The sequence below is a fragment of the Mesorhizobium sp. LSJC269B00 genome (genome assembly GCF_000502815.1).
GTDB lineage: Bacteria > Pseudomonadota > Alphaproteobacteria > Rhizobiales > Rhizobiaceae > Mesorhizobium.
This window is the reverse complement of the sequence record NZ_AYVN01000001.1, coordinates 132,900-153,380: the sequence shown is the minus strand read 5'-3', so window position 1 is coordinate 153,380 and position 20,481 is coordinate 132,900. Positions and strand designations below refer to the sequence as shown.

Annotated in this window: 20 protein-coding genes; 14 read left to right on the top strand and 6 right to left on the bottom strand. The window is 57.4% G+C overall.

Going from position 1 to position 20,481, the window contains the following annotated elements; all coding sequences use genetic code 11:
• The first annotated feature begins 357 nt into the window (after positions 1-357).
• From X771_RS1000000169685 to X771_RS1000000169020, 4 genes are read left to right on the top strand one after another with little or no spacing between them, the layout of a single operon-like run.
• Positions 358-1,671, top strand: coding sequence for a hypothetical protein (locus X771_RS1000000169685; protein WP_023686217.1), 1,314 nt, complete (start codon positions 358-360; stop codon positions 1,669-1,671).
• A 49-nt stretch (positions 1,672-1,720) separates the two neighbouring features.
• Entirely contained in the window at positions 1,721-2,146 is a 426-nt protein-coding gene (gene vsr / locus X771_RS1000000166185) for a DNA mismatch endonuclease Vsr (protein WP_023686216.1), read from the top strand.
• Positions 2,130-3,293, top strand: a complete 1,164-nt coding sequence (locus tag X771_RS163860) for a DNA cytosine methyltransferase (protein ID WP_245262501.1) — start codon at positions 2,130-2,132, stop codon at positions 3,291-3,293. Before vsr ends, X771_RS163860 begins: the two co-directional genes overlap by 17 nt.
• 56 nt (positions 3,294-3,349) lie before the next feature.
• Positions 3,350-3,970, top strand: a complete 621-nt coding sequence (locus tag X771_RS1000000169020; protein WP_348625465.1) for an Eco29kI family restriction endonuclease — start codon at positions 3,350-3,352, stop codon at positions 3,968-3,970.
• A 5-nt stretch (positions 3,971-3,975) separates the two neighbouring features.
• Here X771_RS1000000169020 and X771_RS163865 read toward each other — a convergent pair whose 3' ends face one another.
• Genes X771_RS163865 through X771_RS163875 form a run of 3 tightly spaced genes read right to left on the bottom strand, consistent with a single transcriptional unit; the run spans position 3,976 to position 8,542 of the window.
• Positions 3,976-4,497, bottom strand: coding sequence for a hypothetical protein (locus X771_RS163865; RefSeq protein ID WP_023686213.1), 522 nt, complete (start codon positions 4,495-4,497; stop codon positions 3,976-3,978).
• Positions 4,494-6,167, bottom strand: a complete 1,674-nt coding sequence (locus X771_RS163870) for a DEAD/DEAH box helicase family protein (RefSeq protein ID WP_023686212.1) — start codon at positions 6,165-6,167, stop codon at positions 4,494-4,496. Before X771_RS163870 ends, X771_RS163865 begins: the two co-directional genes overlap by 4 nt.
• The gene (locus X771_RS163875) at positions 6,164-8,542 is read right to left on the bottom strand and encodes an ATP-binding protein (RefSeq protein WP_023686211.1); all 2,379 of its coding nucleotides are present in this window, start codon (positions 8,540-8,542) and stop codon (positions 6,164-6,166) included. The genes X771_RS163870 and X771_RS163875 overlap by 4 nt, the downstream gene beginning before the upstream one ends.
• A 101-nt stretch (positions 8,543-8,643) precedes the next feature.
• Between X771_RS163875 and X771_RS163880 the strand changes: the two genes are divergently transcribed.
• From X771_RS163880 to X771_RS163890, 3 genes are all read left to right on the top strand, one after another.
• Positions 8,644-9,366 (top strand): hypothetical protein, encoded by a 723-nt coding sequence (locus X771_RS163880; protein WP_031202355.1) that lies wholly within the window; start codon positions 8,644-8,646, stop codon positions 9,364-9,366.
• 161 nt (positions 9,367-9,527) lie between these two features.
• Positions 9,528-10,466, top strand: a complete 939-nt coding sequence (locus X771_RS163885) for an SEC-C metal-binding domain-containing protein (protein ID WP_031202354.1) — start codon at positions 9,528-9,530, stop codon at positions 10,464-10,466.
• A gap of 118 nt (positions 10,467-10,584) precedes the next feature.
• On the top strand, positions 10,585-11,499 hold the full coding sequence (locus X771_RS163890; protein ID WP_023686208.1) for a hypothetical protein: 915 nt from the start codon (positions 10,585-10,587) through the stop codon (positions 11,497-11,499).
• A 115-nt stretch (positions 11,500-11,614) separates the two neighbouring features.
• On the opposite strand, the gene X771_RS163895 is transcribed toward X771_RS163890, so the two are convergent.
• Together X771_RS163895 and X771_RS163900 are read right to left on the bottom strand one after the other, a co-directional pair.
• Positions 11,615-11,863: a conjugal transfer protein TraD gene (locus X771_RS163895; protein ID WP_023686206.1), complete on the bottom strand. Its 249-nt coding sequence runs from the start codon at positions 11,861-11,863 to the stop codon at positions 11,615-11,617.
• Position 11,864: 1 nt separating this feature from the next.
• Entirely contained in the window at positions 11,865-12,191 is a 327-nt protein-coding gene (locus tag X771_RS163900) for a conjugal transfer protein TraD (protein WP_023686205.1), read from the bottom strand.
• 172 nt (positions 12,192-12,363) lie between these two features.
• Here X771_RS163900 and traA point away from each other — a divergent pair, with 172 nt between their 5' ends.
• The 5 genes from traA (at position 12,364) to X771_RS163920 (ending at position 18,512) form a co-directional block, all read left to right on the top strand.
• A complete protein-coding gene (gene traA, locus X771_RS163905) occupies positions 12,364-15,405 on the top strand; it encodes a Ti-type conjugative transfer relaxase TraA (protein ID WP_023686203.1) in 3,042 nt (1,013 codons plus the stop codon).
• Positions 15,406-15,534: 129 nt separating this feature from the next.
• Positions 15,535-15,750: an AlpA family phage regulatory protein gene (locus X771_RS1000000166180; RefSeq protein WP_033001299.1), complete on the top strand. Its 216-nt coding sequence runs from the start codon at positions 15,535-15,537 to the stop codon at positions 15,748-15,750.
• Between the two features lie 302 nt (positions 15,751-16,052).
• Positions 16,053-16,454, top strand: a complete 402-nt coding sequence (locus tag X771_RS163910) for a sigma factor-like helix-turn-helix DNA-binding protein (protein WP_023686202.1) — start codon at positions 16,053-16,055, stop codon at positions 16,452-16,454.
• Between the two features lie 481 nt (positions 16,455-16,935).
• Entirely contained in the window at positions 16,936-18,048 is a 1,113-nt protein-coding gene (locus X771_RS163915) for a DUF262 domain-containing protein (protein ID WP_023686201.1), read from the top strand.
• Positions 18,048-18,512: a HEPN domain-containing protein gene (locus tag X771_RS163920; protein WP_023686200.1), complete on the top strand. Its 465-nt coding sequence runs from the start codon at positions 18,048-18,050 to the stop codon at positions 18,510-18,512. Before X771_RS163915 ends, X771_RS163920 begins: the two co-directional genes overlap by 1 nt.
• Positions 18,513-18,716: 204 nt before the next feature.
• Here the strand turns inward: X771_RS163920 and X771_RS1000000166175 are convergent, their stop codons facing one another.
• On the bottom strand, positions 18,717-18,962 hold the full coding sequence (locus tag X771_RS1000000166175) for a helix-turn-helix transcriptional regulator (protein ID WP_084566688.1): 246 nt from the start codon (positions 18,960-18,962) through the stop codon (positions 18,717-18,719).
• Between the two features lie 195 nt (positions 18,963-19,157).
• Between X771_RS1000000166175 and X771_RS163925 the strand changes: the two genes are divergently transcribed.
• Positions 19,158-19,793 carry a hypothetical protein gene (locus X771_RS163925; RefSeq protein WP_023686199.1) on the top strand — a complete coding sequence of 212 codons (636 nt, stop codon included), beginning with the start codon at positions 19,158-19,160 and terminating at the stop codon, positions 19,791-19,793.
• Positions 19,794-19,888: 95 nt separating this feature from the next.
• Positions 19,889-20,416, top strand: coding sequence for a helix-turn-helix transcriptional regulator (locus tag X771_RS0133070; RefSeq protein ID WP_084566687.1), 528 nt, complete (start codon positions 19,889-19,891; stop codon positions 20,414-20,416).
• Positions 20,417-20,481 lie beyond the last annotated feature (65 nt).

The following is a 20,481-nucleotide window of genomic DNA, read 5'->3' as shown; positions in this document are numbered from 1 at the left end:
GCGGTAAAACGGTGAGCGGAGCCCCTGAATTTGTCGTTCCAAATGGGCCGATCCCGCTTGGGTGCAAAGATCAAGGTTCCGAGGGTGCCAACTGCAACTGACGATAATAACTGTGTCTGAAGCCCTCGCCGTCATTTCTCCAAGTCGCATTTGGACGCAATTCGCAGAAATCCGCGATTGTTTGAATTGACTCGGCTTAATCTGTGGCGCGTTTTGTGACGGATTGCCCCGCGTAAAACTGCCGCCTCAGCTCAGGCTGTAGATGCATCCGGTCGACCCACCGACAAGTCGGACTTACCCCATTTTGCTTGAACACATTAGGCACGGTTCGATAAGGTCGCGAGAGGGAGGGCCACCGTGTCGCAAGTTGTTCCAGATTTTGTAAGCGCCTATACGCGCGAATACGACTATTACCAGTCGGCGTCAGCGATTTGTAGCCTCCGTTGTGAACAGCTTTTGGCAACCCAGGGAATTCGGGCTATCGTCAGTCACCGCGCTAAGAGGCCAAATAAGCTCCTGGCCAAGCTCCAGCAGCGAGACAAGGATAAGAATTACCAGAATCACGATGAAATTCGGGCCGACGTCCCTGATCTAGCGGGTGTGCGGATCGCACTTTACTTTCCGGGCGACCGGGAAAGGGTAAAAGCGATCTTGAGCGAGAAGTTCGATGTCCTCAAGGCAAAGGACTTTCCCGAGAAAGGAAAGCCACGCAAGGACTCAAAACGCTTCGACGGATACCACGCCGACCACTATCGCGTCCTCATGCCCGCGAACGCGCTGGAGGACGGCGAAAAATCATACGCCACTGCGGCCATCGAAATCCAAGTCGGTTCCGTCCTCATGCACGCCTGGGCCGAGGTCGAACATGACTTGGTCTACAAGCCTGAAAGCGGCATGCCTTCGGAGGATGAGCACGCTATCCTCGATGAATTGAACGGTATGGTCATCGCGGGAGAGATCGCGCTTGAGCGGCTTCAAAAGGCTGTGGAACGTCGACTAAGCAGTGCGCAGGATAGGCAATTCGACAATCACTACGAGTTGGCGGCTTACTTGTACAAGTGGATGCGGGGAAGCGTGCCAGAAGGCACGGAGCCCGCGATCGGCCGTGTCGACATTCTTTGGGAGTTGCTCAAGCGAGCGGATTTAAACAGCCCAGGAAAACTACTACCTTTGTTGCCGGACGCCGCAGCGGCCTCCAGCGGGTCGGCCTTATCAGATCTGCTCGCGGACGCCGTCCTTGAATTGTATCCAGAACTGTATTCGTCTTACGGAACGCTGCAGTCTAGCCTGGCGACCCCAGATACATCCGCGCAACCCTCTCCACAGGCCACCGCGCGAGCCGACACAATGGGGGATTTTCTCTCGGCATGGGTCACACTCGAACGCACATTCCGAATTTTGGGAGCGGACCTTACCTACTCCAAACGCGGCTACGTCGACCCCGTCAAGGGCGCCAAATCGATAGAACTTTCGGCAAGCGCGTTGGAAACCATAGGCGGAATCCGGCGCCTTCGGAACAATTTGGTGCATGGGATCGATATCCCCTCACGCAAGGTGTTGATTGAAGCGAGGAATTCGTTGGATTCCGTCTTCCAAGAGCTAGAAAGCCATCCAGAGGCTCGGGTGCGTGACGCCTTATCCGAGGCGAGAGACCCCACAACCAGACCATGATTGCCGCAGCTCGAAAAATCGTGGCAACTAGCTGCACCTTGGATGACATATGGTTGATACCCTAAGCACATCAGCGCGATCCGAACGGATGTCTCGAATTGGCCGCAAGGACACGAAACCCGAGATGGTTGTCCGTCGCCTAATTCATTCCCTAGGCTACCGCTATCGCCTTCACCGCCGCGCCCTGCCGGGACGGCCAGACCTTGTTTTTCCAACGCGACGCAAGGCGATTTTCGTGCATGGTTGCTTCTGGCACCGACACTCCGATTCGCGCTGCAAGCTGGCGCGCCTGCCAAAATCGCGTGTGGAGTTCTGGATACCCAAGTTAGAGGCTAACGCCGAGCGTGACAGCAGAAACGAGCATGCTCTCGATAATTTGGGGTGGGGTGTTCTTGTAATATGGGAATGCGAGATAAAAGATCGCGCTTTGCTGGAAAGCAAAATACAGGCATTCTTGAATGATGAAATCAATTGAGCTTTTTGCCGGCGCTGGTGGACTTGGGATAGGATTGCACGACGCGGGATTTAACCCGGTGAACGTGATTGAGTGGGATTCCTATTGTTGCGACACGATCCGCGAAAACAAGAAGCGGGGGATTTCGGCGGTCAAGAACTGGAAGGTCACGGAAGGCGATGTGCGGCTAGTCGACTTCAAGCCGTATGAAGGAAAAATTCGCCTCGTGTCAGGTGGACCACCTTGCCAGCCGTTTTCGATGGGTGGCAAACACGCCGCCTACGATGACGCGCGAGATATGTTTCCCCAAGCTATACGCGCCGTGCGTGAGACACACCCACAAGCTTTTATCTTCGAAAACGTCAAGGGACTGACGCGGGCAACCTTCCGCAACTACTTCGAATATATCAAGCTCCAGCTAGAACATCCTGAAATCAAACTCCGCCGCGACGAGGAGTGGGGGGATCACTTGGCGCGCTTGGAACAGCATCATACGAGTGGAAGCAAGGCTGGCCTGAATTATCGTGTGATTACCCAGGTCGTTAACGCAGCCAATTACGGCGTTCCGCAAAAACGGGAACGCGTGATTTTCGTGGGTTTTCGCGAAGACCTCGGCGTGAGTTGGCATTTTCCACTTGCCACGCATTCCCGCGAGGCACTCCTTTGGAGCCAGGTGCACGGCGACTATTGGGATCGCCATAAAGTCGCGACGAAGGACCGTCCGCCGCAGTCTTCCGGCAAGGGGAACCTCAATCCGGATAACAGAGGGCAACCGCTTCCATGGCGCACCACCCGCGATGCGCTTGTCGGTTTGCCCGATCCGGAGTTCGATCCTCGTGGCAGTGAGAAGTTTTTGAACCATCGACTGCAAGCAGGGGCACGCTCCTACAAGGGGCATACCGGAAGTGCGCTGGATGAACCCGCCAAGACGCTAAAGGCCGGAGTACATGGAGTTCCCGGCGGCGAGAACATGCTCGTGCGCCCGGATGGATCGATCCGCTACTTCACCGTTCGCGAAAGCGCGCGTTTGCAGACCTTTCCAGATGACTTCCTGTTTCATGGATCATGGAGCGAGACCATGCGCCAGCTCGGGAATGCCGTGCCTGTCGACCTAGCTCGCATAGTCGGCGAAAGTGTCGCCAGCCATTTGCCGAGGAAGGCCGCGTGACGGGCTCCTTACAATCTTCTCGATAAGGCAAACCTTGCCAAGAGCATTGAATTTGAATTGCTTGGACGCGCACCCGTACCGCTCTCGGCTGTGAACAATGTCAAAGGCGCGGACATCTACGCAGTCTACTACATCGGAAAATTTCGGCTTACGCACCGATCGCGGCGAGAAACGCGGATGGCGCTTATGCTCAACCGACCTATGTCGGGAAGGCGATCCCAAAAGGCGGGCGCAAAGGTGGTTTGAGCGCTGATGCTGCCAAGGGTCGCGCCTTGGCTGATCGTATCGCGCAGCACGCCGCCTCGATCGAGCAGGCCACCAACCTGGACACCCAGGACTTTTTGGTTCGATACTTGGTCGTCGATGATATTTGGATTCCCCTTGGCGAAAACATGCTGATCGAGACGTTCAAGCCTTTGTGGAACAGCGCCATGGATTTGGAAACAGGGACCCGGGTAATCGCCGCGCGACACAGTATCGCTCGTCTTGGGATGTCCTTCACCCAGGTCGCGCCTTCTCAACAAAGTTGGCAGAAAGCCCAACTGACCAAGGAGTTCCTAGAGCGGCAGGTATCGGATTATCTCGCTGGCAGACCCTTGGAAAAACTTCCAAAGGCTCTCGAAGACCAGCAAGCCGCGGTACAGGCTGAGGCGGAGCAAAGCGCCGACGAAGTCTAGTTGCTTCAGCCGAGCCAGATTATCTTTTCCACGCCGAGTTTGGAAGCCGCGCTTTCCACCACGCGACGACCTTCCTCCTCCGCGAACTTCGAACCTGCGTGGGTCAATATAGCAGCGTAAGGCGTGCCAAATTCGAAGGCTCGTTCGTGAAGAGCCATGAGCGTCGCCTTCCACTCGCTTGCCTTGCTCCAAGCGATCTGGCGGTCATCATCGAGCAACCGTCCATGCGGCTTGATGTATGTGGTAACAGGCTTTGCACTGGCCGGAATCCCCAAAACCCGAAAAGCCAGATCATGACTAGCGGAAGCTTCTCGCGTGTAAGGCTTGAGGAGGGTATCCTTGATGTACACGCGAACCTGGCGAGGGTCCATGTACATCCCTAGGCGACCACCTACGTCCTTCGTCTCCGTCCAAATGCCGTAATAGCGTGACTTGTCATTGGCCGAAAGTGAGGGCCAACCAAGCCGGTCAGCCTCAGCCCACAGCTTCTCCTTGATCTCGCGCCGAATTTTTTCGGGGACGCTCATGCGACGCCTCCAGGTTGCGGCGTGTCGGGGAAATCAAACCTAGGCATTTCCAGTTGGGCGTCCCCCTCGCGCAGCATCAGATCAGCCTGATCCTTCATCCATTCGAACATGAAGCTACCTGCCGACGCATCCCTGAAGTTGATCAGATGGTGTCCAAGAGGCAGACGCTCCAGCGGGCCTGACGCCGCCTTCTGAAGCTCAACCAACTCCGCGATGCGGCGCAAGTCTGTCACGAAATCTAGCACAACAACCTTGTCTTTCCCGGGGCTTAGCCGAAGTCCACGACCGAGCTGCTGCACGAAAATTCGCCGACTATGCGTGGCGCGCATGAATACGATCAAGTCAACGTCTGGGACATCGACCCCCTCATTGAAAAGGTCAACGCTGGTCAATAAATCGATGTCGCCGCGCCGGAACATCGCCATGAGCCTGTCGCGCTCACGCGCGTCCTGTCGGGATGAAATCGACTCCGCGCGAAGACTGAAGCCACGTAGCGATCCCGCGAAGCTTTCAGCGTGATCCACGGTGGGGGAAAATACGATTCCGCCACGACGTTCCTCGTGCTTGAATACCTCCGCGATTTGACGCGCAGCTTCCTCGTCGCGGGTTGGCATGATGAGCTTCTTGTTCAATTGGTTCAGCGAATAATTGTGCACAGAGCGGTCTTGAACGAATTTCCAGTCGATATTGTCGGCCAGCAGTCGGTAGTCCACTTCGCTGAGATATCTATTCTTGAGTCCATCCGAAATACCAAGGCGAACCAGTGGCTTTCCAAGAATTGCGTCGATGTCGAAGCCGTCCCCTCGCCATGGAGTCGCCGTGACTCCTCCCACCATTGGCGGCTCAAGCGCTTCCAGCGCCCGCCGGAATGTCGTGGAGCCGATATGATGGGCCTCATCGACGAGAACCAATCCAAAACTCGGAAGGTCATCGACGCGCCCAATAACGCTCTGCACGGTCGCAAAGGTGATTCCGTCGTAGAACGAGGGCGTTTCGTCGCCCGAAAGCAGATGCGTCGGAACCCATTTGGGTAGCTGATACCAAAAGCCAAACTGGAGCTGACGGACCAGTTCGCGCTTGTCCGCTAGAACCAGCACGCGGTTTTCGCGGATGAGTCCATCACGGTACATATCGCTGACCACCTCAGCCATGACCACGGTCTTTCCAAGGCCAGTCGCCAAAACGATTTGAGATCGTCCCGTGTCGGTCAATCCTTCTCTAAAACGCGCAAGCGCATCTTGTTGATAGGGTCGGAGTTCCCGCCGCGACTTTGAATACTCCGGGATGCGCGCCGCCATGATGGCGAGCTTCGCTGGGTCCAAGAGTTCTACGTTCACACCGATGCGACGGTAACGATCGATCTCCGCCTGTAATCCTCCCCCAACCGCACGCGACGTCGCGACGACCATGCGATTTGCCCCGTAGAAGGTGCCCGCCTCGACTGCCTCTTGCACGGCGAATTTATTCGCGGGCGCGGTGGTGGTGTGCTTGCACTGGACGACCCAGATTTCACCGTTCTTAACGCCAACTATATCGGCTCCCTTGTCTCCGGTTCCCCCAACCACACGGACATCGTCAAATCCCGCATAAATCAGCAGTCGTGCGACATCGCGTTCGAAAGCCTGCCACGGACCGCGGAGAAGGCGCCGATCGTCGAGAAACGGTGTCATTGAGACGGCTCGACATCCGGCCTGAGAAGCAGCAACGACATGACCGCTCGGATAATCTCATCCTTCGAAGCCATTCCCAAATCACTCAGGTCTTGTTTCGAAAGCCAGATAGCATCGCTCACTAGGCTCACGTACTTGGATAGGACATTCCGCCTAGCGTCCTCGGTGATGTCTGGGTCGCCGTAATCGAGGTCGGCGTAAGCATCGGCCCAGATTTTTCCATCAAAGCAAAGCTCGGGGTGCCTAATGATCAGCGTCCTGATTATGTCGGAGGGTGCCGATTGCAGGAAGCTGCCATCAATCGTTGCCTCTGCGGGTTTGATCTTTCTTGCCGCGAGCGCGCGCATAACGGTGGTTTGCTCCTGCACCGATAAATCATTGAACAACGACGCACGTTCTTCAGGGGCACACGAATTCACAAGCGCGCGTGCCACATCAACGAGAATCGCTGCTGCGTCGGCTGGAAGCGCTTTGAAGTCGAGAGCATTCTCATCGCCGTACGCGGCACGAAATTCGCTAAGAATCAGTGCGATGTCCGGCGCGTACTTTGAGCTGCGGGTTTGATCGGCGGTCATGTACGCGAGATGTGTCAACATCCCATCCCGGGGCGTCATCGTAATCGACTGGAAGACCGGATGGGCGGGGTTATAAAGATAATGGTGCGTCTTAGTCGGAATATCTCCCAGCGTGACGGCCCATGGCGCGCCCGCGGGTAAATCAGGATCATTAGAAGCAACTTCGAATGCCGCGACATTCCATGTCATTGACGACGATTGATGATGATACTTTCTCGTAAGGTTAGGCACCTCACGCCGTACGGGGGGCGCGGGAGTGGGGGCGGCAGGCGATGGTGTGGGCGTAGGCTCAATACCCGGTGCTGGATCATCCATGATTCCAGCTGGCAACCCGTCCTCACCACCTGGTGTCGATTGAGAACCGCCGCCCGGTTGTCCAGCTTGTCCAGGCTGACCTGATTGCCCGTAGAGCAACTCGCGATCGGCCGCTTCCACCAGCTCAAACCATTTCGCGTCGTCTTGGTATTCCGGATTGCCGTCATGGAAATAACTCGCCATTTCCATCGCGAGGTTGTTGTCCTTTGCGATGAGAATACGCGCGTATGCGCCCGCAGTTTTTGAATGAGGGCTGGTGCGGCGGAAAGCCCGAAATAGAGCGAATAACGGCGAATCGTTCGTTGCAAAACCAAGGTCTTTGGCCTTTTCCGGGCGTAGCGGCCCGTCGCCGCGTATAAGCTGCACCATCTCAGTCCAAGTAGGATCAGCACGGTCAAAACGATCTTTCGCGTAGCTCACCCGGCAGTGATCAATGTGAATTTCACCAACGATACGTCCGCGGTTACGCTGATCGTCGGTCGGATATTCTAACTGCTCGCTCTCCTCGCCACCATTCCATGAGAATAGGTCCTTGCTCGCGATTTCAATTTTTCGACCATTCCGAATGAAATCGAGGCCGTACTCCGATTGATCAAGATACCGTTGAATGCCAATCCACCCCTTGATCCTGCGCTTGCGCTTCACAATCGAGCCACTCGTGTCGCACAGCGGACAAGGCTCCGATTCCGAAGCCTCAGGCACCCAGGATAAACAGTTTGTGCAGTAGAGACGTTCGGACAGTGCATGGTTGATAGGAATTACCGCACTGACGCTCGTGCCACCCACGCCCGGCACAACACGATCCTCATTCCACACGCAGTGGCGCCGCGCTTCTAGTCGCTTGTTGTTAATGTAAAGCTCGAAGCTAATAGGGACGCCATTCTGGCGCAGCATCGCGGAGTATGCCTGAGCGAGTCGCTTTTTCACCGTCGTCTGATTGGCACCCTTTGCTAGCCACTTACGTTGCTCTGGTTTGAGCTTCTTGATGGTGACTTCGGTTCCATGCTGCTCCGGATCAGCCTTGGGCCTGGTGAGTTTCGGAGTGCGAAAATGCCGCTGGCGTCGCAACTCATCGAAGTCGATCGTAAGTCCATGCCATTCAAGCTCGCCCTTTCGGGTCGTCCAGACTTCGGTGACCGAGCCAAGACGTGCGGTCGCGATATTGAAGCCCATGCCGAATAACCCCAGACTGTCGATCGGATTGTTTCCAGACCATCCAGCGCTGACGGCCTGTTCCAGAACGTCCACGGACATGCCGGACCCGTTATCTTGGATGCGCACCGTTGCGCCGTCCTTGTCAGAGTTTGGCAAGGTTACGTCTACCCGCGCGTGCGCGATTGGCGCGTCTTGGCGACTCTGCTTGAGAAAACCGTCAACGGAATTGTCTACCAGCTCCGCGATGCAACGCCATTGGTCCAGATTTATCTCGCCCAACATGGGAAGAACCCGCGGACTTGGTATTAAGTTAAACTCGCCGTTCGTCATCACGTTGCTTCCCTGCCGACCAGACATATTTTCGATTCCTGATATATTAACAATTTGCATGCAAAAATAGGGACAACCTTGCAAATGCTAGCGAATGGTACATGCTTGACGGAATTCCCATGGCGACCCATTTAACCGGCACGCCGGTAGTGCTCGAATCGGATAACTATTTGGGTCGCCTCCGCCCTTTCGTTGACGATACGATCGAGAAGCTTGGAAGCGCAAGTTTTCGTGAGGATCCGATCGCCGGTCGGAAATATTCGCGCGCGACCTCAATAATCAGCTCAGCGTACAAGCGGCACGGAGCAATTCTCGACAGGGCTCTTCTGGAGCGCCTTAAGGACTGCGCCCGCCTGCGGGTTTGGACGGAAGACGACTTCAAGCTTTCACATGAATCACTTCAACGCGTTCGCATGAGTGAACGTATCGAGCCCCTTCTGGCCACAGCTCTCCCCTACGGCGATCGTGAGCGAGCCATTCGCGTTGACATTATCGTCTTCGACGAAGAACGGGGCGCGCTGACCTCGTACAATGTCAAAAGAGGGAACGGATCCTATGATGGTGGCAAGCGGCGCATGTTCCAGGAGGATCTCGTTCGAACGCATATGCTCCTGCCTGACTACGGAAAGACTCTCGGCCTGATTCCAACGGAAACACACTCGCATATCGTATTCTACTATGGTTTGCTTTCGCTGCCGGCGCCGCTGGCGATAGCTGGGAAGGACCTAGACTCACATTTCAACTTCCCGGTCGTTGAGGCCATCGAATGCGTCAATTCCTATTTCGTTGACCGCTTGCACGCGTTGATCGAGCAGGGCAAGTGAGCGATCGGTGGGATCTTTGGCTTCAGGCGTGGCGACGAACCCCTGGCCGGGAAGATCCTCGACGAACATCGCGTCGGAGCACGGCGTGGGGTGAGACGGGCATTGATGTGGCTTCGATAAGCAGACACTCTGACGTGCCAGAACCTGACCCTCGAGCACCGATGCCGACGTCGAATCCGAAGCCAGATGACCCGTGCACCTGCAAGAGCGGTAAACGCTACGCGGACTGTCACGGTCCTATCGTCGAGGCGCCGAAAGGCAAGGCGATCTTTGTCGGCCAGAAAATGTACGCCAAGACTTGGGCCGTGAATGCGCAGCACTACGACGCTCAGGGAATTTACGGCAAGCTCGCGGCCGAGTTGGCGGCGGCGTGCGACTTCCGTCGGGTGCTGGACATAGGCTGTGGCCTGGGCCAAGGTCTGAAGGCATTGGCGGAGGCGATCCCGCAGCCGGACCGGCTCATCGTGGGGATCGATGAGAACCCTGACTGCCTGAAGGCCGCCACCGATCTCCTGGCAATACCAGCAGCCGGCGCCGCGCTTGGACGCATCAAGCCGGAACGTCAGCTGAGCGGGTATTACGCTTCGAAAGTCGCCACAAAGCCATTGAAGCTTAGCGGTGACTTGCTTCTGATCCACGTCGACATGATGGTTGCTGATCCCGCGTTCGAGGCTTGGCTGGATGCAACCGGACCCTTCGATGCCATCACGTTGTGGTTTTCGGGCGTCCACCCGGCGCGGTCGACGACCAAGGTTTCGCAGAAACTGGGCGCTAAAAACGACGCCGATCTGCGTGAGGCTTTGGAAGATCGGGTGATGGAATTCACAGTCAAGCGGCTCCGAGCCGGTGGTGTCCTGCAAATGGTCCAGCGCTTCGCCGGTAATGTCGAGGCCGTCCGCCAACAGCGGGAGGCGGAGGTCCTTTCCGGCCTTGCCAGCTATCCATTTGAGCTTGTCAGTGTCACGGACTACATCTATTCGGAGCCGGATTCTGATCAGGCCATGACCGTGGACTCGGTGTTCATCGATCTCAGCGGTCACGCCCGTTTCGCGTTGTCGATATTGATGCGGCGGAACCACATGACGAATGACTTCGATTGACGCAGGAACCGGCCTTTCCTAGCCGCTCGAAGCTGCAACAAGGTGGTCTAGGCGACGTGACTGCGTCATGACGAATAATGCTGGCCAGCCGGCCCGGTAGCACATATCACGCGTGGCTATGATCATCGACATACCCACCTCCGCCGATTTCCATGCTGCCGGCGTAAAGCAGGTTCATCTCGCGTGGCAGATCGCGTTGCAATCCCTGCGGGATTACGACGAGGCCACATATTTCAAGCTGGATGGTGAAACGCCGGAAGAAGCGACAGAGGACTTCTGGCGGCGCTCGCAGCCATTGCTTGCCAACGCCTACAGTCTGATCCAGCACGCGATGGAGCTGGCGTTGAAGGGGCGTATCGCGGCGATTACACCCTACCTCCTGATAGGGGATCCGAAGGACTGGGCAAATTCGGCCGCGACTGGGACGGCATCTTTTGGCGAGTTCCGCACGCTTGATGCGGTCGATCTGGTCAAGGTCCACAACAGCGTCATAGCTCGGCCGCTGGACGATGTTTTCAAAGCCTTCTGGGACCAGGTTCGGCGCGACCGAAACCGGATCATGCATTCGGCCGCACCTGGAACATTCACCGCCGCGGTGGTCGTCAAAACGATCCTGACCGCAATAGACGTTCTGTTCAGTGAGATTCCCTGGCCGCGTCGGCTCCTGCAGATGGAGTATGAAAGCAAGTTCGCGTCGCTTGGCTTCGTGGACGATGCACACACCAAGGTTCTATCACAGATCGGCAGCGCTATCCGGGAACTGACGCCGGCAGAAGCGAAGCGGTTCTTCGGCTTCGACAGCAAGCGCCGTACCTACCTATGCCCTCACTGCTATTTTGCAGCCAATCACGACTGGCAAGATGAGTGGCCACATCTTGCACAATTTAAAACCAAGACACCCGGGGCCACGTCGCTTCACTGCTTCGTATGCGAATGGACCATCGAGGTTGAGCGAGTGGCTTGTAAGGACGAGACATGCCAGGGAGACGCGATCGCCGAGGGGATCTGTCTCACCTGTACCCGAACACAATGATGGTGTTCGAAATCAGCGTCGATCCGGCTCGGATCCTGAACCAGAAAGAAGGCGGCACGATATCGACGGCCCGTGCTGTTGTGACTTTGCACATGCGCCACTGGCGGATCCTCCGCTAAGTCCGCTGGTCCTTTCGCTCCTCAAGCCGTTCCGCATCGAACGCTTGCCTACCCTTCGCAGTCCACAGGTTTCGCGCATTCTTCCCTTCATGGCTCCGCAGCTTGGCGGCGATCCAGAGCAGCGCGCCGTAGATGGTAGCGCGATCATCATTGGTGAGCTCGACAATGCCTGCCTTGATGACGAGACCGCCAAGTTCGATGAGCTCCCGGGTGCGCTTGCGTCGCTCGACCTGCCAGATCCTCATGTCATTGCGAGCCCGAGCTGCCTGCTGGCGATTGTGGGCTGCCCGATTGCGCTTGAGCGCTGCGAGGGTTGCGCTGAGATGCCGAAGCAATTCGCCGTGACCCGCTCTCGAAAAACATCAACCCACACTTGGCCCATGCCTCACGCTTTGCGGCGTCTTTCGTCTCGGCGATTGCGACCAGTGCGCCGGCCAGTTCGTCGGTGCTGAGCTGATCGGCACCGGTGGCAATCACCAGTTCGCCAAGTTGCTGCACCTTGCGCGTCTTGAGTTCTCGCGCCTTGTTTTCCAACGCCTTCAGTTCCGTATCGAAGTCACGTGGTTTGCGCATGGTTGTCTCCATCTGTTGTCGATCGGAGGATGATAGGGGAGTGGCTGGCGGAAGGCTTCAGGGTCGCCGAGACAGCCTGGGACGGGCTGGTCCATCCCGAGAGTTTTTCGAGGGAGGGCGCGCTTATACGTCGTGCCGACGTAGGCTTTGACGTGCAAATGATCCTGTCGTGATGGCGATCTATCATCTTCACGTCAAGGTCATAGGCCGCAAGGCTGGGAGTAGCGCTGTGGCATCTGCTGCCTACCGCTCGGCGTCGCGGCTGCGCGACGAGCGGATCGACCGCACGCATGACTTCTCCGCTAAGCGCGGTGTCGTCCATTCCGAGGTGATCTTGCCGGAGAATGCGCCGGACGTCTGGAGCGACCGCGAACGGCTGTGGAACGATGTCGAGGCGTTCGAGGTCCGCAAGGATGCGCAGTTAGCCCGCGAGGTGGAGTTTGCCCTGCCGCGTGAACTCAGCCAGGCGCGAAACATCGAACTGGCGCGCGACTTTGTGCAGGCCGAGTTTGTCAGCCGGGGCATGGTCGCTGATCTCAATGTGCATTGGGACAGGGCAGAGGATGGAAGCCAGAAGCCTCATGCCCATGTCATGCTCACCATGCGCTCGGTCGACGAGAACGGCTTTGGCGCAAAGGTGCGCGATTGGAATGTCACCCAGATGGTCGAGCGCTGGCGCGAGCGATGGGCGGAGCTTGCCAACGAACGCCTGGCCGAACTCGACATCGACGCCCGCATCGATCATCGCAGTCTGGAAGCCCAGGGCATTGCCCTGGAGCCGCAAACCCAGATTGGCGGACCGGCCCAACGCATCGAGGGCAGGGGCCTGGACGCTGGCGAAGCAGATCGCGCCGAACTGCATCGCGAGATCGCGCGCAACAATGGTGCGCGCATCATTGCCGATCCATCCGTGGCGCTGGATGCCATGACCCATCAGCAATCGACCTTCACCCGAAAAGACATCGCCAAGTTCGCGCATCGGCACAGCGAAGGAATGGAGCAGTTCACCGCGGTCGTGGCAGCCATCAACAACGCACCCGATTTGATTGAACTCGGCAAGGACGGACGCGGCGAAGATCGCTTCACCACCCGGCCGATGATCGACACCGAGCAGCGCCTTCACCGCGCTGCGGAGCGTATCGATTTGGACGAGCGCCATGCGGTGAGTGAGGCACATCGCGAGGCAGCGCTGGCGCGGGCTGCGCAACGCGGGCTCGTCCTGTCAGGCGAGCAGACCGATGCGCTTGCGCACATCACCGATGGTCGCGGTCTTGGTGTCGTTGTCGGCTTTGCCGGAACGGGCAAGAGCGCCATGCTGGGCGTTGCGCGCCAGGCATGGGCAGCGGCGGGCTATGAGGTCCGAGGCGCGGCACTCTCGGGCATTGCCGCCGAGAATCTCGAGGGCGGATCAGGCATCTCGTCACGCACCATCGCCAGCATGGAGCATGGCTGGGGACAGGGCCGCGACCTGCTCACCGCGCGCGATGTGCTTGTGATCGATGAGGCCGGCATGGTTGGCACGCGCCAGTTGGAGCGCGTGCTCTCGCAGGCCGCCAACGTTGGCGCCAAAGTCGTCCTCGTCGGCGATCCGCAGCAGTTGCAGGCAATCGAAGCCGGTGCTGCATTCCGTTCCATCCACGAGCGACATGGCGGCGTCGAAATCGGCCAGGTGCGTCGGCAGGGCGAGGACTGGCAGCGTGATGCCACGCGCGATCTGGCAACCGGCAGGATCGGCGCCGCAATCAGCGTCTACGACGCGCAAGGCATGGTGCATCAGGCTGCAACGCGCGACGAAGCGCGAGCTGAACTTGTCGAGCGCTGGGATCGCGACAGGCAAGCGCATCCAGGGGCAAGCCGGATCATTCTCACCCATACCAACGACGAGGTACGTGCACTCAACAACGCTGCACGTGAGCGCATGCGCATTGCAGGAAATCTCGGCGAAGATGTTCACGTGAATGTCGAACGCGGTGCAAGGAAATTCGCCAGCGGCGACCGGGTCATGTTCCTGCGCAACGAGCGCGGGCTCGGCGTCAAGAACGGCACGCTAGGCATCGTGGAGGAAGTCACCACACAAAATATGACGGTTCGCGTCGACGACGGCAGGTCGGTGCGCTTCGACCTGAAAGACTACGCGCACATCGACCACGGCTATGCCGCGACCATTCACAAGGCGCAGGGCATGACCGTCGACCGGACCCATGTGCTCGCTACGCCTGGCATGGATGCACATGGCAGCTACGTCGCCCTGTCGCGACATCGAGACGGGATGGACCTGCATTACGGCAGCGATGACTTCGCGACCCCCGAACGGCTGGTCCGCACGCTGTCACGCGACCGCGCCAAGGACATGGCGTCGGATTACGAGAAGGTCGACCCGGCGCAGAGCTATGCCGAGCGGCGCGGCATAACCTTCCGCGAGCGCGTGGTAGAGATGGTGCGCCGCATCGTTCCGGAGAAGCTTCGCGACAGGATCGGCGGGCTGCTGGACGGGTTGCGCTCGCCTGGCGACGCCGGGCTTGACCAAGACCTTGGGCGCAGGCCGGGAAGGGAAGACGGTGGAGCGCGAGGCGACGATGCCATCGCCGCGCCTGGAAGGGAAGCTTCCGCCAGAGGAGCGCAGCGCGACACGACTGTGCCGGTGGACGCGGAAGCGGCGTTGCGCAGCGCTCGCACCCAGGCGCTTGTCCGTCACGCGCGTGCGCTCGACGCGATCCTCAGTACTGGAAATGCAGACGGGCAGGGCAGTCCCGAGCAGATGCGCGAATTGAGGGAAGCCCGTAGCGCTTTCGAGAAGATTCGGCCCTTTGGCTGGCGCGATGCCGAAGCGGCTTATGTGAAAAATCCCGAACTTGTCCACGAGGCGGGGGCTGGCCGCGTCAGCCGCATCGTGCTTGCTCTCCAGCTTGAAACGGAAATTCGCAACGGACTGGACAACGATCCGGTCCGCCGCGCCGACCGGTTCGTGGAACGTTGGCAAAAGCTCGACCGTACGGGACAGGAGCAATATCAGGCCGGCGACATGTCCGGCTACAAGTCAACGCGCTCGGCCATGTCTGACATGGCCAAGAGCCTTGAACGCGATCCGCAGCTTGAATCCCTGCTTGCCAATCATAAGAAGGCGCTTGGCGTCCAAGTCGAATCCGGCCGCCGCCTGGGTGTGGAACTCGCGTTCAGCCATGGCATCGGCAGAGGGCATGGCATCGGAATCTAAACCCTCCGATTTGCCGCCGTTTCCACTCCTCAGATTAATGAGACGACAAATCTGATTGCGCGCGAGCCTTGGTTTGTCCTGTCTGGTTCCAGCGGGTGCCAAATGCTCTCAGCGAAAGGCAAAGCGGCCATGCCTGAACTAGATCGTATCATTCGCCTTCGGACCGTCCTCGCGCGGACCGGCCTTTCCCGTTCAACGATGTACCGCAAAATCGCCGAAGGCACGTTCCCGGCGCAGATCAAGATAAGCGTAAATGGTGCGGGCTGGCGGGAGTCGGACATCAATCGGTGGGTCGCTGATCCTGTCTCATGGCACACCAGTGCATCACGAAAAAACAGCGACTAGTGGCGGTGGAGTGGCACGTTGCGCCCATCGTTGAACAGTCCTCTCTGATGTAAGTTCAACGACTGGGAATGGCCGGGTCCGGACCGTCCGGTGCGAGGTAACGTTCAGCCGCAAGCTGCTGTTCGGATCTGCCTCACCGGGAGTTTGCCTAGTCTGCTCATGATCCGATGGCTGCCTTCCAGCCTGTTTTTCCGATGCCTCGAACCGGACATAGAACCGTAGCCGGACAGGTTGAAACTACCCTTGTCAAAATTTGGTAGTTCTGGTATCCGAATATTACAAATAGCAGGAAAGTGATTTGTATGGTCAAGGCCCTTCGCCTCAGCAAGGTACATAAAAGCGAAAAAGCTCTCGTCCCGATTGCCAGCAGTGCAGGACTGGCATCCGAGTTGAAGGCGCTGACGGACCGCCTCTCAGATGACCCCGGAGTGAAGAAATTCACGGTCACCGTGAACAAGGAAACAGGAATCGCCAAGGCGACCGCCGTGGGACATCGTGGCCAAACCTTCACGCAGGAGGTTGTTGGGCCAGGGTTGACCGCGACGATGACCTACACCCCAAAGACCAAGGGCGGGAAAGCTGCGCGGGATCAGAACATCGTCGCGCTATACGAGCGTGATTTGACCCAGATGGAGATTGCGGAACGCCTCGACGTGTCCCAATCGACAGTGTCTAATATCCTGCGACGTGAAGGCTTTCGCTAAATCGCAACTCAGGGCGGCCGATATTTCGGCGCGAAACCGCCCACTCAGGTTGTACCGCTCACAGCCCGGTTTCCGCAGTTCATCGCCCAAAGCCCCAAGCCAGGGACCCATCCAGTCTCGGTCTTTCATGTCGGGCCAGATCCCCTGGATTCTGCAAGAATTCATTTTGGCCGTTGGGGGGTCGGAAGCGAGCGGCCGTTCTCAGGCGTCGATCAGGGTTAGTGGACGTTCGATCGCAAAGTTGCCAGCGTCAACTTCGAACGCATTGTTGCTGCTTGTAATGTTGCAGCCCGAGACTCGCAACCCGTCAGGTTTCGCTAAACAGCGGAGTTGTGGACTGATTAGTCTGGCTACTGTCCGATGCCATTATCGCGAAGGGTTTCGCGATAATCGACAATACCTTAGCAAATTCTAGGTTCTCCTTGCGGCGAGGGACGGGGTGTGGTGTGTTGAATCTAAACATTCTTTTGAGGAATAATTTGTGAGCATCGGCACGCTAAATGACATCCGAGACGATGACGTTCGAAAGGACGAGTATGATCTGGCGCTGGAAGAAGGCATCGATGACGAAACGCTTCGCGATGATCCGGGGGCAACCAAATTCAGCATCTCAAGCTACGGAGCCGACTACACAGTAGATAGCCTCGTAAAGCGGATGCGCGGGGGAGCGTTTCGCATTCCAGAATTCCAACGCCAGTTCGTCTGGACCCCAAAACACGCCTCGAAGTTCATTGAATCCCTGCTTATGGGCTTACCGGTTCCTGGTGTCTTTCTCTACAAAGAGGCTGATACGAACGAGCATCTGGTGATCGACGGACAGCAGCGCCTTCGAACACTCGAAGCGTTTTATGACGGCGTCCTCCGCGGCAAAGAATTCAAGCTCCAAGGCGTTCGCGAGCCTTGGGTTAATCAAACCTATAAGACGCTTGACCCCGCCGACATTCTAAAGCTCGATGACTCGATCGTCCATGCCACGATCTTTAAGCAAGACAAGCCGGAAGACGTACTAGACAGTATCTACTTTGTATTCGAGCGCATCAACACGGGCGGAATCCGCCTGTCGCCGCAGGAAATCCGCAATTGCATAAGCCTCGGGCCGTTCATCGAGCGGGTGCACCAATTGAATACATTCCCTCCATGGCGTGGGGTATTCGCCAGCCAGAACAACCGCGCGAAGGACGAAGAGCTGATTGTGCGTTTCTTCGCGATGTATCGTGACGGGGACAAATACACCAGGCCGATGAATGGCTTCCTGAACAAGTTTTCTGCGGCCATGAATAAGGTCGGCAAGGACGAGCTAGACCGGCTGTCGAAGGTTTTCCAGACTACGATCAGTAAAGTTAACACGGCGATAGGCGCACGTGCATTTCGCATCATCCGCTCGCTGAACGCTGCCGCCTTTGATTCAGTAATGGTTGGGTTAGCGAAACGCCTCGATACCGGCCCGGCCCCCACTGACAACGATGTTGGCGCAGCATACGATAAGCTGATCGCGGACGATGAGTTCAAACAAGCTTGCGAGCGAGCAACTGCCGACGAGGAGAACGTGCGTAAGCGCTTGGCGCTCGCCACCGCCGCTTTCGCAGGCATCTAGTGCAGCACTCGATCGAGAGCCGTCAACGGAAGCTCGATACCTTCTTTGGGCGCGCCAACGCCGTGAAGGACGACGAACTCAAGTCAGATATGGCGCGTTACGGCATTGTGCTGGTGTGCGGCTATGTCGAGCGGTGCGTCGAGGTCATCATTCTCGATAGGCTGACCACGCGAGCACAGCCACAAGTGCTGCAATTTATTAAGACGCATTTTAAGAAGGGAACGAACTATGATTGCGAAGCAATCTGCCAACTACTGATCCGCTTCGACCAAGGCTGGTCTAACGCTTTTCGAACGACGATCGAAGCGAACGAGCAATGGGAAGCTTCGCTCACCTCGGCTTACGCTATCCGCAACTCAATCGCCCATGGAGGGGAAGGAAACAAAGGCTTGCCGGGTGTCAAGGCGTTCTATTCCGACTGCAAGAGTATCGTCGCCGCCCTCATTGAGGCTACAAAGAAGTAGAACGAAACTCAAACGTGACTCGCTCGCGATCGAGTAGCGAGCGATCTTTTAGGGCCACGCCAGCAGGGCGGCGTCCGCCAGCCACCTCATGTTGGCCATCCACCCCATCGGTAGGTATGGCAGCTCTTGGGAGATGAGGTTCGGGCCCTTAAACCTTGATTGAGAAACAGATAATCCTAAAGGCGCCTGTAGATGCCGCCTTGTCTAAGTGTTAGCGGTACCGCGTGACAAGCGCACACCAGGGCCACCGCCATTCTCTGGAATGAATTCTATTCCGGCTTCTTCGAGCGATAGCTTCAGCGCTTGCAGGATTGATTCAGATGCTGGTTTCGAACCACGTTCGAACTGCACGATCGTCCTCAAACTTACCTTGGATAGATCCGCCAGTTCCTGTTGAGAAATGTCGAGAAGCCCACGGGCCGCGCGAACTTGGGCCGCACTTACCTTCATTGTTCAAATGCCCTGTTGCACAAAAAGTGCAAATATGCTTGTTTTAGGTAGCGGCCGTTGAAAGTGGTTCCTCCGCTTCCAACAGTCTAACCACGCCCACGCTTTGCGGAGCTCGGATCATGGCTGATTCCGACAATAACACGACTTTGCCTTTCGTCACCCGCAGGAAGGTGCTTGCGGGANGGAGCTCGGATCATGGCTGATTCCGACAATAACACGACTTTGCCTTTCGTCACCCGCAGGAAGGTGCTTGCGGGAACAGCAACCGCAATGGCGGCGACGCAGTCTACATCGTTTGCTCGCATCGACTTGGACGCCATTGATCCTGCGGTGGCAGTGTGGAAACGATGGCAGGCGGCTTGGGAAGAGGCTGAACGGCTTTGCAATCAGCAGCAGCGGCTGGAGAGGGTACTTATCGAGACCGTTGGCTTCCCTTGCACGACAGTTACCTTGTCCGACGGCGAGAGCGTTACAGTTCACTCCGTTGAGGCCCTCCAGGAATTGCTCGGTGTTCGTCCCGCTAACACAGTGGCCCGCACCCAAGCTGAAGCTGAAATCGTAGCCAATCAAGCGCGCTGGGATGCCGCCGCTAGGGAGATTGGTTATTCGACAGCCTTACTTGCTGAGCGCGAAGCTGGCGAGCGGGCGAAGGAATTACTCGAAGCCTTATCCCAAGTTCCTGCAACGTCGCTCGCCGGTATAGCCGCCAAGCTAAATGCAGCGCTTAGGGAAGGGGAGTATTCGCTACATGACAGTGAGCCCCCGTGGCCACAAATCCGCTCGGCCTTAGACGACATAGCTCGGATTAGAGAGCAGAAAGTCTCAAGCTGAACTTCGGCACTAAGGTACCGGAATCGCGATCATTCGTCGGTTTGGTGATTTTCGCGGGGCTTACCGAGACAAACTCTCTACACATGGAGCGACCGATGCAGTTCCGAAAGGCATTTGCGGAGTCAGGACGTCGCAGCGTCTTCGACGCACCGGCAAACCATGGAATCGAGAGTGGCCCGCACCCTGCTGATCAACATGTCGGCAGGCAGATCGCTGCGGTTCGCGTGCAGTCGGACGTCTCGCAGGCACAGCTTGCCCGATCCATCGGTATCAGCTTCCAGCAGCTCCAGAAATATGAGAACGCGAGAAACCGCGTGAGCGCTTCCATGCTCTACGAGATCGCTAGTTCACTAGGTGTTCCGGTGGGCCGCTTCTTCGAAGGCCTGCCGGGCAATGAGACCGATCGTGATCCTCCTCCGCTGCCGGTCGACGAACGCATCAATTTTATTGCCAGCGCGGAAGGTCGACGCTTGATTGAAAGGCTTGTGCATCTCCATCCGCGAGTGCGAGGTCGGGTGTCGTCTTTAATCGCAGCATTAGGAGAGGAACTGGCAGCCATCGACCCAAAGCAGGAGAGCGCAAGGTCCAGCGAACCCATGCTGGTCGAATGCAGGCCGGCTTGACCGGCAGTTATGGCAAAGCTCAACGAGTTCCCTTCGACGGCTGGAATGGCGAAGTTCGCGCTGTC